11 protein-coding genes are annotated in these 15,948 nt (G+C 45.4%); 5 read left to right on the plus strand and 6 right to left on the minus strand.

Features of this window, described 5'->3' with window-relative positions; translation table 11 throughout:
- Nucleotides 1-76: 76 nt before the first annotated feature.
- From mltF to AAGC78_RS12015, 4 genes are all read left to right on the plus strand, one after another.
- Nucleotides 77-1,594: a membrane-bound lytic murein transglycosylase MltF gene (gene mltF, locus AAGC78_RS12000; protein ID WP_435784318.1), complete on the plus strand. Its 1,518-nt coding sequence runs from the start codon at nt 77-79 to the stop codon at nt 1,592-1,594.
- 205 nt (nt 1,595-1,799) lie between these two features.
- Complete coding sequence (ydiJ, locus tag AAGC78_RS12005; protein ID WP_435784319.1) at nt 1,800-4,853, plus strand: D-2-hydroxyglutarate dehydrogenase YdiJ; 3,054 nt, start codon at nt 1,800-1,802, stop codon at nt 4,851-4,853.
- Nucleotides 4,854-4,888: 35 nt separating this feature from the next.
- Nucleotides 4,889-7,468 (plus strand): DUF349 domain-containing protein, encoded by a 2,580-nt coding sequence (locus AAGC78_RS12010; RefSeq protein WP_435784320.1) that lies wholly within the window; start codon nt 4,889-4,891, stop codon nt 7,466-7,468.
- Between the two features lie 592 nt (nt 7,469-8,060).
- The gene (locus AAGC78_RS12015) at nt 8,061-8,780 is read left to right on the plus strand and encodes a GntR family transcriptional regulator (RefSeq protein ID WP_435784321.1); all 720 of its coding nucleotides are present in this window, start codon (nt 8,061-8,063) and stop codon (nt 8,778-8,780) included.
- A gap of 59 nt (nt 8,781-8,839) precedes the next feature.
- On the opposite strand, the gene AAGC78_RS12020 is transcribed toward AAGC78_RS12015, so the two are convergent.
- The 5 genes from AAGC78_RS12020 to AAGC78_RS12040 all read right to left on the minus strand — a co-directional run bounded on the left by AAGC78_RS12020 (nt 8,840) and on the right by AAGC78_RS12040 (nt 14,622).
- On the minus strand, nt 8,840-9,052 hold the full coding sequence (locus AAGC78_RS12020; RefSeq protein ID WP_435784322.1) for a hypothetical protein: 213 nt from the start codon (nt 9,050-9,052) through the stop codon (nt 8,840-8,842).
- A gap of 14 nt (nt 9,053-9,066) precedes the next feature.
- Nucleotides 9,067-9,927, minus strand: coding sequence for an SPFH domain-containing protein (locus AAGC78_RS12025; RefSeq protein WP_435784323.1), 861 nt, complete (start codon nt 9,925-9,927; stop codon nt 9,067-9,069).
- A gap of 297 nt (nt 9,928-10,224) precedes the next feature.
- Nucleotides 10,225-12,180 (minus strand): asparagine synthase (glutamine-hydrolyzing), encoded by a 1,956-nt coding sequence (gene asnB, locus AAGC78_RS12030; RefSeq protein WP_435784324.1) that lies wholly within the window; start codon nt 12,178-12,180, stop codon nt 10,225-10,227.
- Nucleotides 12,180-13,436 (minus strand): glycosyltransferase family 4 protein, encoded by a 1,257-nt coding sequence (locus AAGC78_RS12035; protein WP_435784325.1) that lies wholly within the window; start codon nt 13,434-13,436, stop codon nt 12,180-12,182. Before AAGC78_RS12035 ends, asnB begins: the two co-directional genes overlap by 1 nt.
- A 55-nt stretch (nt 13,437-13,491) precedes the next feature.
- Entirely contained in the window at nt 13,492-14,622 is a 1,131-nt protein-coding gene (locus AAGC78_RS12040; protein WP_435784326.1) for a glycosyltransferase, read from the minus strand.
- 144 nt (nt 14,623-14,766) lie between these two features.
- Between AAGC78_RS12040 and AAGC78_RS12045 the strand changes: the two genes are divergently transcribed.
- Nucleotides 14,767-15,468 carry a glutathione S-transferase N-terminal domain-containing protein gene (locus tag AAGC78_RS12045; RefSeq protein WP_435784327.1) on the plus strand — a complete coding sequence of 234 codons (702 nt, stop codon included), beginning with the start codon at nt 14,767-14,769 and terminating at the stop codon, nt 15,466-15,468.
- Nucleotides 15,469-15,622: 154 nt separating this feature from the next.
- Here the strand turns inward: AAGC78_RS12045 and AAGC78_RS12050 are convergent, their stop codons facing one another.
- On the minus strand, nt 15,623-15,766 hold the full coding sequence (locus AAGC78_RS12050; RefSeq protein WP_435784328.1) for a hypothetical protein: 144 nt from the start codon (nt 15,764-15,766) through the stop codon (nt 15,623-15,625).
- Nucleotides 15,767-15,948 lie beyond the last annotated feature (182 nt).

Consider the following 15,948-nt stretch of genomic DNA (forward strand, 5'->3'; position numbering starts at 1 on the left):
GATTCGGCATGAATGCGCACACACGAAAAGAACACCCTTTCGGGCGTTGCAGTTCAGCAACCGGAGTAACCCCCTTATGGAAATTCGCAAACCGCCAGTGTTAGTGATTAAGTCCATCCTGACGAGCCTTGTAATAGGTTCGTTGCTAATTACCAGCAGTGCCCTGCTGGTTCGTAGTACCACTCCAACCCAGTTGGAGAAAGTGTTACAGACAGGTGAATTGCACGTTTTATCGAGCAATGGCCCGACTACCTATTATGAAGGCTCTAATGGCTTCACAGGTTTTGAATATAGCCTTGTAAAAGGCTTTGCGGATTCACTCGGCGTAAAATTGGTGATCGAAGACCAGGCTGATATCGACCAAATGCTGGACGGCGTTGCCCGCCAGGATTTTCATTTGGCGGCGGCCGGTCTGACAGCGTTAGAGAATCGCGCTAATCAAGTCACCTTCTCAACCCCCTTTATGCAAATCACCCAGCAGCTGATTTTCAACAGCCGTTTGAAGCAACCGACCAGTGTTAAAGATTTGCAGAATAAAGAGGTGTTAGTTGTTGCCAGTGCATCGCATTCCGAGCGTTTTAAAGCATTGCAGGCACAATTCCCTGACTTACAGTGGCGTGCGGTGATCAATGCAGAAATGATCGACCTGTTGGAAATGATCAATAAAGGCGAAGCAGATTACGCCGTTATCGACTCCACTGCTTATGACCTTAACCGCTACTCCTATCCCAAGGCGCAGTTAGCGTTTGATGTTAGCGATCCGCAACCACTTGCCTGGGCATTTCCAAGCTCACGCGATAGCAGCCTGTTTGATGCAGCACAAAAATATCTGGGCAGTATTAAAGCTGATGGCACTCTCGCAAAAGTGACCGAAGAGTTTTTTGATCGCCATATAGAAGAAGTAACAACAGGTGAAGCTATGGCATTCACCTACCAGCTGGAGCAGCGCCTGCCACAGTGGATCGATTACATGAAAAGCGCTGCGGCCGAGTTTAATCTGGACTGGCACTTGCTCGCGGCAATCGGTTATCAAGAGTCGCACTGGCAAGCTGATGCGCGTTCCCATACCGGCGTTCGTGGCTTGATGATGCTGACCAAAAACACCGCCAAAGCCATGGGTGTTGTGGATCGTGAAGACCCGCGCGAAAGTATCTACGGTGGCGCCAAGTACCTGAGTATTGTCTTGGAACGTTTACCCAAGCGTATTCAAGGCGAAGATCGCCTGAATATGGCACTGGCCGCCTACAACCAAGGCTTGGGTCATGTTGAAGATGCGCGCGTCCTTACCGAACGTATGGGCGGCAACCCAAGCAAGTGGGAAGATGTGCGCAAGTACATGCCATTGTTGGCGAAACAACAGTATTACAGCCAAGCCAAACACGGTTATATGCGCGGTTGGGAGCCAGTTGGATTCGTCGATAACGTACGCAATTACCACAAGATCATTGCTTGGCACCAGCAGCAACAGGAATTCCGTTTAGCCACCACCAACAGCGGCAATCGTCTTTCGGCAAATATCCGCCAAACGAGCGATACCAAAACTGGAACAGGGAATGCCGCACAAGATGCTCTTAGCCGGATATCTGTGCTCTAGACCCAAAGCGTAACAACATTCCCACTGAAACTGCCGCACTTGCGGCAGTTTTCATTTCCAGCACTGCCAATCGTAAAAGCAGCTGTCACAAGTGATCTCGCTACATCTCCAGACTTATCATTCACCCCGTGTCAAAGCGGGGACTTTAGCCCGCCAAGGGAGTAGAATGCCGCCCCATGAATAGCTGCTGATTTGTGATACATCCATGATTCCACGCATTGACCAAACGTCCCCCGTCCAAGCCCAGTACCTGAACTTTATCAACGCCCTGCGCGAGAATGGCTTTAGCGGCGACCTGAACCCGGATTACGCCAACCGCACGGTATTGGCGACAGACAACTCTATCTACCAGGTTCTGCCACAAGGCGTGCTCTACCCGCGCGATACGGCTGATCTCGTCAAAATTGCCCAGCTCAGCCAACAACCAAAATTCCAAAGCATCGTACTCAGCCCCCGCGGTGGCGGTACCGGCACCAATGGCCAGTCACTGACTGACGGCTTGGTGGTAGACACCTCCAAATACATGAACCAGATTTTGGAAATCAACGTCGAAGAGCGTTGGGTGCGCGTGCAATGCGGTGTAGTGAAGGATCAGCTTAACGCGGCAATCAAACCGCACGGATTATTTTTTGCGCCCGAGTTGTCTACCAGCAACCGCGCAACTATCGGCGGCATGATCAATACCGATGCTTCAGGCCAAGGTTCTTGCCGTTACGGTAAAACCCGCGACCACGTGCTGGAATTGAAAACCATCCTGCTCGACGGCACCGAATGGACCTCAGCGGCGATTGAAGAATCAGAATTGGAAAATTTGTGGAAGCGCGATGACCGCGTCGGCGAAGTGCATCGCATCATCGATGCTATCCAGCGCGAACATCACGCCTTGATCGCGGAAAAGTTTCCCAAGTTAAATCGCTGCCTCACCGGCTACGATTTGGCGCACATCCGCGATGAACAAGGCCGTTTCAATCTCAACAATATTTTGTGTGGCAGTGAAGGCACGCTCGGCTTTATCACCGAGGCCAAAATTAATTTATTACCCATCCCAAAATACAGTGCGCTGATTAACGTCAACTACCGCGACTTTAACGTCGCCCTGCGCGATGCAACGCAGTTGATGAAAGCCGAGCCCACTTCTATCGAAACCGTCGATTCAAAAGTATTGAATCTGGCAATGAACGATATCGTATGGCACAGCGTGGCAGAGTTTTTTCCGGCACCGGCCAGCGGCGAGAAAATCCAGGGTATCAACCTGGTTGAGTACACGGCAAATAATGAAGACGAATTAAAAGCCGATGTAAAAAAGCTGACCGACTTGTTAGATGCCGCCGCGCAAGATATCAATACCGGCCGCATTAGCTACTCCATCGCCTGGGGTAATGACTCAGTAAATAAAATCTGGGGCATGCGCAAAAAAGCGGTAGGTTTACTCGGCAATGTGGAAGGTGAAATTCGCCCGGTTCCATTTGTGGAAGACACAGCCGTGCCACCAGAAAATCTCGCGGATTTTATTTTTGAATTCCGCGCAGTGCTCGACGAATACAAACTGACCTACGGTATGTTTGGTCACGTCGATGCAGGCGTACTGCACGTTCGCCCGGCGCTGGATATGAAAGATCCCGTGCAAGAAAAAATGGTGCGCATCATTACCGATAGAGTTGTCGCACTCACGCAAAAATATAATGGTCTTCTGTGGGGTGAACACGGCAAAGGTGTGCGCTCGGAATACGCCCTCGCCTTTTTTGGTGAGCTATATCCGCAAATCCAACGGATTAAAGCGGCGTTCGATCCACGCAACCAATTAAACCCGGGCAAAATTGCTACGCCAGCAGCGGACATCGCATTATTAAAAATCGATGAAGTGCCAACACGCGGCCAGCAAGATCGAAAAATTCCCGTGCAAGTTTGGCAAGGTTACAGCGAAGGCGTTCATTGCAATGGTAATGGCCTGTGCTACAACTGGAATCCAAACGATGCCATGTGCCCCAGCTGGAAAGGTACACGCGAGCGCAAGCATTCGCCAAAAGGCCGTGCGTCGCTAATGCGTGAATGGCTCAAACAAATGAGCGAGCGCGGCGTAAATGCGGTTGAAGAAAGCAAGAAATTAAAGCGTGCGAGCTTCGTCTTTAATTTACCTACACGCATTATTAACACCCTTGGCAAGCGCAAAGGAGAGTATGATTTTTCGCACGAAGTACATGAATCCATGGTCGGCTGCCTCGCGTGCAAGTCGTGCGTAGGTCAATGCCCAATCAAAGTAGATGTGCCTGAATTCCGCGCAAAATTCCTGGAACTTTACTACAGTCGTTATTTGCGTCCACTCAAAGATTATTTTATCGGCGGTCTGGAATTTATGATTCCTACCCTGGCAAAAGTGCCTTGGCTTTACAACCTGATGATGAAGCCAAAGTTTATGCAAACGTTTATGGCGCGCTTTATCGGCATGGTCGATAGCCCATTGCTTACCGGCATCAGCTTGCACAAAGCTGCTGAAAAACTTGGTGTCAATTACGCGACTTTGGAAAATATCGCGCAACTCACGCCCGAACAAAAAGCCAACGCGGTTATTTTGGTACAGGATGCATTCACCAGCTATTTTGAAACGCCGGTGGTTATTGACACACTCAAGTTGTTACAAAAGCTCGGCTTCGTCCCACTGCTTGCGCCATTTCGCCCCAACGGTAAACCTTTGCAGGTGCACGGCTTTTTAAAAGCATTTGCCAAAGCGGCTGATACCAATGCAACCCAACTCAATGGACTTGCTTCATCCGGCATCCCGTTAATGGGTGTTGAACCGGCAATGACGCTTGCCTATCGTGCCGAATACAAAAAAGTCCTCGGCGAGAACGCACCGAAAGTACAGTTGATTCAAGAATGGCTTGCACAGCACAGCGAGCGATTGGCTACAAAAGTGCGCGATTTCAAAGCGGCGGAATTTTCTTTGCTGGCTCATTGCACAGAAAAAACCAACGCTGTGAGTTCAGTCAAAGACTGGCAAACTATTTTCGCTAAGCTCGGCCAGCAATTAAAAGTCATCGAGACAGGTTGCTGCGGTATGGCGGGAACCTACGGCCACGAGAGCGACAATGTAGAAACATCCAAAAAAATCTACTCACTCTCCTGGTCGCAAGTCGTTAACAACCCGGCCAATAACGGCAAGCTGACCGCCACCGGTTATTCCTGCCGTAGCCAGACCAAACGGATCGACAACATTAAGCTGCCGCATCCAGTACAAATTTTGTTACAACAAGCACTGTAAAACTTCACTTACTCACTGACTGACGAGCCACGACTATGAAAATATTACGCAAACTATTTGGTGCAAAACCCAAGGTTGAACCTATTAAGCCAGCCCCAATTCCCGTTGCTGAGCCAAAAGCACCTAAACCGGTTATCAGCCTCGACGTTGTTGAACAAACCAACGATGAAGCTGAATTGCTGAAGCTGGCAAGCGATGGTGCAACCAGCCAATTGCGTCAAGCTGCTGCCGAAAAAATCCATAGTCGTGAAATTCTGGAACAACTTGCAAAATTGGCGAAAGCTAAAGATAAGAATGTATTCAAGATTGTAAAAACAAAGCTGGATTTATTTAAAGCTGAAGACATAAAAATCGCCGAGCTTGAAGCCAACGCACAACGCCTCTGCGAAAAAGCCGAGCGTCACCTTTACCTTGAAGCCGACGCATTGTTCAAAGCCAAACTAAGCGCATTGCAAACAGAATGGGTAGCACTGGCTCAAACTTCGGCAGCAAGCCAAGAGCGCTTCAAAAATGCAGTGGCCGCTTGTGAAGCAAAAATTAATGCGCGCGCGCAAGCCATTGCCGATGAAGAAGAGAAAAACTCACTAGACCAGCAAGCATTGCAATTAGCACAGGATGCCTACAACAACCTCAAACAAATCGCCGGGGATGTTTATCGCGCGGCGCATGTTGATGATCTGGTCAATGCAAACTACGAGTTAAAAATCCAAGAGCTGAGTAACGCTGTTCGTCTTGCGGCCAACCGTCATTTGCCGCTCGATAAACTCACTAAAGAATTTGAACATCGCAAGCAACAAACGCTGAACCTTATTGATCAAGTAAAAACATCAGGCACAGCAAAAGAACTGGCAGAAAAACTGGAACAAGTAGAAGACTCGGATCTGGTTAAAAATGCACAGCAGAAGTTACAACAACTTATCCGTTCGGCAAAAGAATTCGGCGATGAGCTACCTGAAACCTTGAGTGAAGCTAAAGAAAAATTGGATCAGCTTTGGGCGCAGCGCCATCAAGCAGAACAAGCCACAAAAAATGCCCTGCGCGATTTCAGTGAGCTTGCACGCAAAGGTTTGTGGGCGGCAGAACAAGGCTTCGTGCGCAAAGCACGCGCCATCCAAAAAGAGCTGCAAGAAAAACGCGAGCAGCTCGCCGCACTCTCGCTGGATATCCCTAAAGGCGTACAAACCAAAATTGATGATTTTGAAGCTCAGCTGGTCAAGCTCGGCGACTGGCATGAATTTGCAGTAACACCAAAAAAAGAAGCATTGATTACGCAAATGCAAGCGCTCGCAACGAGCAACATCGCACCAGATGCTCTCGCCACCAAAATCCACGAGCTACAAGATAGTTGGAAAGAAGTAAGCAAAGGCGTACAGCAACAAGACGACGAGCTTTGGCAAGAGTTCCAGCGTGCATCGGCTGTCGCTTATGCCCCTTGCAAAGAATTTTTTGAGGCGCAAGCGGCTGAACGCGAAGGCAATCTAAACAAACGCCGTGAGTTGGTTAATCAATTACAGCAGTACCTGCAGGGTTACGATTTTGCGAACGCGGTGTGGAAAGATGTAGAGCAAACCTTGAAAACTGCCCGCGCCGAATGGCAAACCTACTGGCCAGTGCCGCGCAAAGCGGGCAATGAACTGCAAAAAGAATTTGAGCAGTTAATGGAGCAGTTGTTCGGCAAAATCACCAGCGAATACGAAAGCAACAAAGCAGCCAAACAATCACTAATCGAACAAGCCGCAGCGCAAATTAGCAATGAGAATGGCCGCACGGCCGCCGATACCATCAAACAATTGCAAGCGCAATGGAAAGCCATCGGCAAAAGCTGGCACAAAGAAGATCAACAACTCTGGCAAGAATTCCGCAAACACTGTGATGCGGTATTTGCCCTGCGCAATCAGGCATTTGAAGCAGCGAAAGAACAGCGTCAAGCCGTTGCTGAGCAAGCAGAAGTACTGATTGCACAACTGAATGCCTTTGCAGAAAAAACGCTGGAGCAGCTTAATACAGCAAAAGCCGAAATTGAGGCGATTAAAAGCGAGTTCGCAGCGCTTGATTTACCTAAAGAATCCGCCAAGGCGCTGCACAACAAATTGAATGCTGCTGTCGCTGCCATTGCAACCAAACGCGACAGCGCCCGCAATCAAGCAGAAGAACAAAGTTGGACAGACTTATTCGATGCACTTAATGCGCTGCGTGAGTATGAATTAGCGGTTATCGCTAAAACTGCGGAAGATAAATTGGCAGCACAGAAATCAGCGTTGGAAACATTAATCGCTGGAACACCACGCTGGCCTACCGGTAGCCTCAACGTGTTGCAACAACGCCTGAATAAAGCAGGATCAATCACCAATGCCGACCAGGAATCCAACTCGGATTTACTGCAGACGCTCACTATTCGCGCCGAAATTTTAGCGGGACTGGAAACACCCGCTGACGATAAACAGGCGCGCATGGCGTATCAGGTAAAGCAAATGCAACAAGCATTCGGCCAACGTGATAGCAGCTTTGATCCACTGGTGCTGGAATGGGTTAGCCTTGGCGGTGTTGCTACAGCACGCTACAACACACTGCTTGATCGCTTTAATAAAAGCCGCTTGCAGGGTGTGAAAAACTAAGCGCAATTTTTAAGCTTTATTAAAAGGCGAGCCAGAGATTATCTGGCTCGCTTTTTTTATTGCTAATTTTATTGCTGAATTGGCGCAACTTTTCTGCATCGATTTATATCGGACGCAAATAAAAAAGCAGCCACTGAAACCAGAGGCTGCAAAAATAAAGGGAGAGGTCAAACAACTATACAAACGATAAGGCTTACAAAGAGTTACTGCTAAAGTCCAATGTAGGTCGGTATCGCTAACACATATAGTTTAAAAAGCTGGCGGAAAAACTCCGCCAGAATAAGGTCAAACACAACCCCTGTTTACCCTGCCATCGGCATGACACAGCAAACATTAAGATAATCCTACCCCTTGCATACTAGTGGGTCAAGCTTTTTGTCAATATGACTTTATGATCCTTGAAATTCATTCCATTTCTGGATTTATTTTTATTAGTAAGTGTCTTTTAGTGACAATGGCGCCAAAATCTTTTTGCCCGCCCGACAACTCACGCGTAAACTAGTATGGCGTCGCTACACGCAACAAGGCACAATCTGCCCCCTATTTCCGCACATTGTTGGTAGCGGCTTGAATTATCCAGAGGAGATACAGAGTGGCTAAACAGCCTTTGATTATCATGCGCCCCGAGTCCAAGGGTTTATCCTACGACCGCCCGGCGGCGAGCCAGATATTCGGGTTCATCCGCGATGCGATTATCAGCATGGAGCTGCTTCCAGGCCAGATGATCTCCGAGACCGCCCTCGCCCAGCAATTCGGCGTAAGCCGCACCCCAGTGCGTGAAGCCTTGATCCAATTATCCAATATCGGTTTTGTCGAGGTATTACCCCAGCGCGGAACCTATGTTTCCAAATTCAGTATGGAAAAAATCCTGGAAGCACGCTTTATTCGCGAAGCACTGGAAGTCGCGGTAGTGACCCAGCTAGCAACCAATCCTGACGAAGCCGTGCGTTCCGAAGCGGTTGATGCTTGCGAAAAAATTATCGCCGACCAAAAAACTGCAGCAGCAGATGACGATGCTCTGGCATTCCAAAATCTGGATGATAACTTTCACCAAACTTTGGCGGGCTTTACCCAATACCCGCGCGTCGCGACCTTTATCGAAGCTGAAAAAGCCCACATGGATCGCGTGCGCAACCTGAGTCTGCATGTAAGCGGTCAGTACAAACGCGTTCTGAGCCAACACTCAGCAATTATCAAAGCAATTAAAGCTGGCTCTGCCGAAAAGTCAGCGGCAGCAATGAGTGTTCACTTAAAAGATGTTTACAATATATTGGAAGTAATTCCGCAAGAACATCCAGAATATTTTGTGTAAGCAGAAAAATATTGTGTAATAAAAAAAGCAGCCTCGGCTGCTTTTTTTATTTTGGAAATTTATTCATCGCTCTCATCAACTGCACTAGCATCTTGCAACTCAAGATCCGTAATCACTTTCTGTGTGAGCTTAACCCTTCCACTTTTTACCAATGCATCGCGCAATACAAATTCAATTTGTGCATTCAAACTACGCAAATCATCGTCTGCCCAGCGCTGCATCGCGGCGATTACTTGCTCATTAATACGCAGCGGAAATGATTTTTTAGTCACAATAACAGCCTATATTATGAGTAAATAGTACCAGTGTTAATCACTGGCTTGGCTTGTTGGTCACCACAAAGTACCACCAACAAATTACTCACCATCGCTGCTTTACGCTCGCCATCCAAATCTACCACGCCTTGGCTTTGCAATTGATCCAACGCATCTGCAACCATGCCCACAGCACCCTGCACAATAATTTTGCGTGCAGCCAACACCGCACTCGCCTGCTGCCGCTGCAACATTGCCTGGGCAATTTCCGGTGAATATGCAAGATGACTCAAGCGCGCCTCTAACACATCAACACCCGCCTTCTGCAAACGATCCTGCACTTCCGTTTTTAATTTCAGTGCAATTGCATTGGCATCGCTGCGCAGGGATAAACGCTCATCGTCTGCATCATGCTCATAAGGATAAGTGGTCGCCAGATTGCGCAGCGCCGCTTCGCTTTGGATAGTTACATAGTTTTCATAATCATCCACTTCAAAAACTGCCTCGGCGGTATCCACTACACGCCACACGATAACAGCACCAATCTCGATAGGATTGCCATTAGCATCATTTACTTTCAGACGACCAGATTCAAAGTTACGTACGCGCAAACTCACCGATTTTTTACTGTAGAGAGGGTTTGCCCAGCGCAATCCCGGGTTGCGGTCAGTACCGGCGTATTGCCCAAATAACTGCAAAACCTTGCCCTGATTAGGTTGCACGATGTAAAAACCTATCCAACAGACAAAAACCACAATAGCGGCCAATACCGCAAAAACCTTAATAAAGCCGGGAAACAAGAAGACGCAACCAATGCTGACTACCTGCAATACCAGCAGAACCACCAGTAAGAAATAACCAGATCCACTACGTGCTTCTACTTCATGAACCATGATGTGCTCCTTAGTACGACTATTTTGATATCATTTAGATATCAAAATAGTGCATACAAGCTCCTATGTAAAGTCTTTTTACACACGGGGCATCGCGACCGCACGCACAAAATGCATTGCGAACAGCAGCAGAAGCGATGAGTTAAGCAATGTAATTCCCGGAGCACAGCTGAAAACTGTGGAAGAAGCTGACCATATGATTCCACTCGAACAACCAGAAATCCTTGCTCATATTATTGTCGAGTGGATTGATGAGGCTAACACCCAAGTGAATAAGATTTCCAAGTTAAAAAAGTTTTATTTACTTAGATATTGGGTTGCATACCAATCTTGAAACATAAAAAACGTCCAAAGTTTATTGCTATGATCATGTGATCCCACTAAATGCTGGCGCCAAATTTTTTGAATAATTTCCGACCTAAAAATACCTTGTGATGATAAAAATTCGGTAGAAACAAAACTTTCAGCCCAATCGCGCAAGTCATTCCGCAGCCAATGACCAATCGGAATACTAAAACCCATTTTGGGGCGGTCTATTAATTTACTCGGCACATATTTATAAAGAACCTGCCTTAAAATCCATTTAGATAATCCTTGTTTAAGCTTTAACTCATTTTCAATAGACCAAGAAAACTCAATAACCCTTAAGTCGAGGAGCGGTACTCTCAATTCAAGACTTGCATCCATACTTGCCCTATCCGTTTTTACCAAATTATCGCCAGGAAGGTACCATTTCTGATCCCACTCCATAGCAGCACCAAGGAAGTTGGTTTCGAAGCTTTGTTTAGCTGTCAACAAAGGCTCTTTTGCAGTGGCAACAAATAATTGTTCTGGATTTGACCAATAAGAGCATAAAAAATCATACGCAGATTGAGCATCTTTCGCTGCAGCCAAATCAGCTAACTTATACATTTTACTTCCGAAATTAGCGCCGCCTTTTTTACCCAAAACTTTATTAGTGTTTAGATATAGATAATCCCAAGCACCTGGAGAAATACTTTTTAAACCATATCTTCCTAATTTTTTGAGAATGTCAGGTGCCTTTTGCATTTTCTGGACTACATTTTTGGCATGCGTATAACGATTGTATCCGCAAAATAGCTCATCGCCACCATCACCAGAAAGGCATACTGTCACTTTCTTGCGAGCTAAACGGCTTACAATTAGCATTGGAATTTGCGATGAATCAGAAAATGGTTCGTCATAAATACGGGACAAACTTGGAACAACATTCAATGCATCACGGGCACTAATATATAACTCGTTATGACGGGAACCAATGTGCGATGCAATTGCTTTAGCATGCTCTGCTTCGTTAAAACTGGGGTCATCAAAACCAATAGTAAACGTATCGATAGGAGTTTCATTCTGGGATTGAAGAATACTGGCAACCACCGAAGAGTCTATACCACCAGAGAGAAAGGCTCCGAGAGGAACATCGGCTAGCGCTTGCTCACCAACAACATAATTAAGCAGTGTATCCAGTTTGGAAACGGCTAACTCTTCGTCGCGTAATAATGATTGCGAACTTTCTGGAAGTAATGAGTCTATAGTCCAATAGCGTTGGCTATCTATATCAATTGGTCCGTTTTCTATTTCCGTCACGTTAATAGTGAAATATGCACCAGGTTCTAATTTTTTAATATTCTCATAAATTGTGTGGGGTGCACTGATATACCCATAGCGGAAATACGAGCTTAGAGCTCCCACATCAATTCCAGGACGCTCTGATCCAATAGCACTTAAAATACCTTTAAGCTCTGATGCAAAAATAAATTTTTTTTCAATAAATCCATAATATAACGGTTTCTCTCCAATTCTGTCCCGCGCTAGAGTAAGAGTTTTCTTCACTTTATCGTAAACAGCAAAAGCAAACATGCCGACGCATTGACCCAGTGTAGCCTCAAGCCCCCAGTACTCAATTGCATTGACAAGAATTTCTGTATCAGAAGAACCTCGAAACCGACATCCCGCCTCACTTAATTTCTGCCCAATGGATTTAAAGTTATATATCTCCCCATTGAATGCAATAACAAGATTTCCACTGGCAGAACACATAGGTTGTGCGCCGAGAGGACTGAGATCATGGATTGAAAGCCGACGATGCCCAAGCGCAACATGAGTCTCTTCGTCAATCCAAACTCCTGCATCATCAGGCCCGCGGTGATACAAAGCATCCGTTACAAAAGTGGTTAAACTTCGCAACTCAGCCTCATTGAGAGCATTATCTATAACACCTGCAATTCCACACACTAAGACACTCCTTTTTTTCTATTTTTCACAACCAACTCATAATGCTGAGCAAGTGCTTTACCTATTGATGCAAAAGAAAAATTTTCCACTGCATGTTTGCGTGCATTTTTTTCAATTTTTTGTCTGATGGTTGGGTTCTCGATCAGAAACTCAATTTTTTCAATATACTCATCAACAGTAGCTGCAAATAATATATTCTCACCTTCCGTAACCTGTAATCCTTCACAAGCAATAGCGTCTGCAATGACTGCTTTTCCGCTAGCTAGCGCATCGATTACCTTTAATTTAGTCCCCCCCCCATCATTAATAGGGCAAACATAGATAAGTGCATTGGCAAAATAAGGATCTATATTGTCTACAAAACCATGAACATTAAAATCAGTATTTTGCTTTCCAAAATCCACCACATCCTGCGGAGGGCGAGCGCCAACAATATCGATAACAATATCCGGTAACTTTCTTTTTAACTTCTGCCACAGTTCAAATCCAAGAAATCGAACTGCTCTAATATTGGGATACCAATCGAGCGTACCAATAAAAAGTAATTTATTTGCATCAGGGACTACATCACTAGGTTTGAATGCACTAACATCCACACCATTGGGAATGGTGAAAAAATTATCACTGTGAATAAAGCTATTAAAGCGTACTGAATCCAAATCAGAACAGGTGATATTGGTATCCACCAATGTACAATACTTTTTCTCCAATAACTCTACCCTATATCCTTCCTGAAAATAGTAGAGCTTCTTGAGCCAATTTTTTTCCAATCCGACACGTCGAAACAACATATGTGATTCAACGTTATGATGATCAAGACTGATTGCCGCTGATTGCAACTCGGCTGTAAGATAGGGCATCAATCCAATAGTATCGAAATGAATAAGGTCGTATGCATTTTCTTTGTGCATTTGCACAAGTGTCTTTCGAAAGTCTTTGTTTGCCAACCAGTTGACTGTATAGGGAAATCGGGAAATTAAACTTCTAGCGGCACATACAATTTTGCGTAATGACGAACCGTCTGTTGGGCAATCAAAAATTTTTACTTGTTTACATATTGTAGATAGGAACTTTTCTGCCGCTATCGTTCCTTGTTCATAGCTATCAAAATAAGGCTCTATTAATCCACGTTGATTAAACGCTATAAGATCAACATCATGATATTTTGATAACTCTTTAAGTAGATGATGACTTCTAAGTAAAACACCCGCTTTGGGTGGATAGGGCACCAAATGTGAAACCCACAAAACCTTCATGTTCGAACCTTATATAAAATGTAGTTACACAAAAACTTAGCCACCTAAAGTGCAGCTAATTGACCTGCCCCAGAATATTCATATATGCTTTTTTGTAGCTATCGACCATCGCAGCAAAGGAAAAAACTTTCTCAACATGCTTCCGCCCGGCGGAAGCAAGCATATTTGCCATTTCCTGATTTTCAACAATTTTCGCTATTCCCTTAGCCAAGGACTCAGGATCATTCACTGCTACCAACAAGCCCGTTTTTTCTTGCTCGATAATTTCTTCCGGCCCACCACATCGAGTTACTACAACAGGCAACCCGCTAGCCATAGCTTCAATAGTTGCAATTGAAAACCCTTCTGATGAAGACGAGAGTGCGAAATAATTCATCTGCCCAAGAAAATCAGCGGTATCATTGTAAAAGCCAATGAAATGTATATTTTTTTCGATATTGTAATGACCAATCAATTCCTGCAATTTTTCCATCAAGTCCTGCTTTTGATGCCCGGCAATCACAAAATGAAATTTGCGCTTGCCTTCTGCTATAAGCACCGCAGCGGCACGAATCAAGACATCGTAACTTTTTGCAGGACGTACATTCCCTAAACTGCCAATCAGGATTGCATCACTAGCAATTCCCAAATTTGCTCTCAATGATTGGTTGGTATTTTTGCCATAACGAGATTCTTCTATGCCGTTATAAATAACCTGAATATCTTTCTCCTTAAACAGTTTACGTTCTGCAATATAGGAGGCAAGGTCGCGGCTTACGGCAACCAGTCGTTTGACCCCCAATTTCATAATACCGTTTTTAACTGCAACAAAACGTTCATTGGGGTTTACATCAACGCGACCATGAAGAGTGGCAATCACAGGAATACGCGCAATCAAACCAAGTATCGAATATGTCAGTGTTGATCCCAACAAATGAGCGTGAACCATTTTCGTATTGCGACCACGAAGAATTTTGAAGAGGTCAAAATAATAAGGAATTGAAAGGAAACCATAGGGTTTGAGAATAAGATAATCAATTTTCCGGTGCTTCAGTTGGTCCTCAACCCAACCCGGCCCTTTGATAATGGCGTAATTTTTATAACCATCTATATGAAGTTTTTCAACTAAGTCAAGGAACACCGTTTCTGCCCCACCAGGCCCTGTAGTATCAATCGCATGTAGGATACTTTTATTACACACAAACATTCATAATTCCCTAATTATTTGGATACCCACCGCCTCACAATTGAGGCTGGTCTACGCAGAACAATGCGCATTCTATATGAATTTGGTGGCAAAATAAGGACATCCCGCGAGCAAAACCTCAACTTTCAATACGCACAGGATCTTATGAGCAATATTTCGCACTTTCCCATCACCCACAAATGGCCAGCACAACATCCCGAGCGTTTACAACTTTATTCGCTACCTACTCCAAATGGCGTCAAGGTTTCGATCATGCTGGAGGAAACGAGCTTGGCCTATGAGCCGCACCTGGTCAGTTTTGAGACCAATGACCAACTGTCGCCCGAGTTTTTATCTTTGAATCCCAATAATAAAATCCCGGCGATTATTGATCCGAATGGCCCGGATAATAAACCGATTGCGCTGTTTGAGTCGGGGGCGATTTTGATTTATCTCGCCGACAAAACCGGACAACTGTTACCGAGCGACGCAACCGGCCGCTATGAAGCGATTCAATGGCTGATGTTCCAAATGGGTGGGATTGGCCCGATGTTTGGGCAAGTCGGTTTCTTTCATAAATTTGCAGGCAAAGAATACGAAGATAAGCGCCCGCGTGATCGTTATATTGCAGAATCGCGCCGTCTGCTTGGTGTGCTTAACCAGCGCCTTGAAGGGAGACAGTGGATTATGGGCGATAACTACACCATTGCCGATATTGCTACTTTCCCGTGGGTTCGGAACCTGATTGGTTTTTACGAGGCAGGAGATTTAGTGGGCATTGCTGATTTCACTAATGTAACGCGCGCGTTGGAGCAGTTTGTTCAGCGCCCGGCAGTCGCTCGCGGGTTAGTCATTCCCGGAAGATAAAATTTGGGTAGTTTGAACAAAAAGGTCTTCCATAAATAAACCGGGGTTTGCTCCAAACCCCGGTTATATGAACTCATCTGGCAAACGTCCCGCGCCCAGTCAACATCAAGATGCATTCGCACTTGAAAATCAACACCGGATCAAACGCCGGTCATCATGGAAAAAAATGCAGGATAAATGCAAAAGGTATAAATAAAGCGGCAGTGATAATTAAAATAGTAAGAAGATTTTCTCCCAACAAATCGTAGTGATGATCAACTTTATGTTCATGCTCATGGACAACAGGTAGATGTTTCATTGCATCATTCCTTCAGTCAAATTGCTTGTTGTAATACTGGCGGAACCTCACCCAATATTTGATTCGAGACTGGTGCCAATCAGCCTCTCAAATAAAGATTAGCAAACTCCAAACTCGACAAAATAGATTATATTTTTATAAACAAAACAATCAAAATTCTAAAAATCGCACCAGTTATATTC

The organism is Cellvibrio sp., from assembly GCF_039207905.1.
Lineage (GTDB): Bacteria > Pseudomonadota > Gammaproteobacteria > Pseudomonadales > Cellvibrionaceae > Cellvibrio.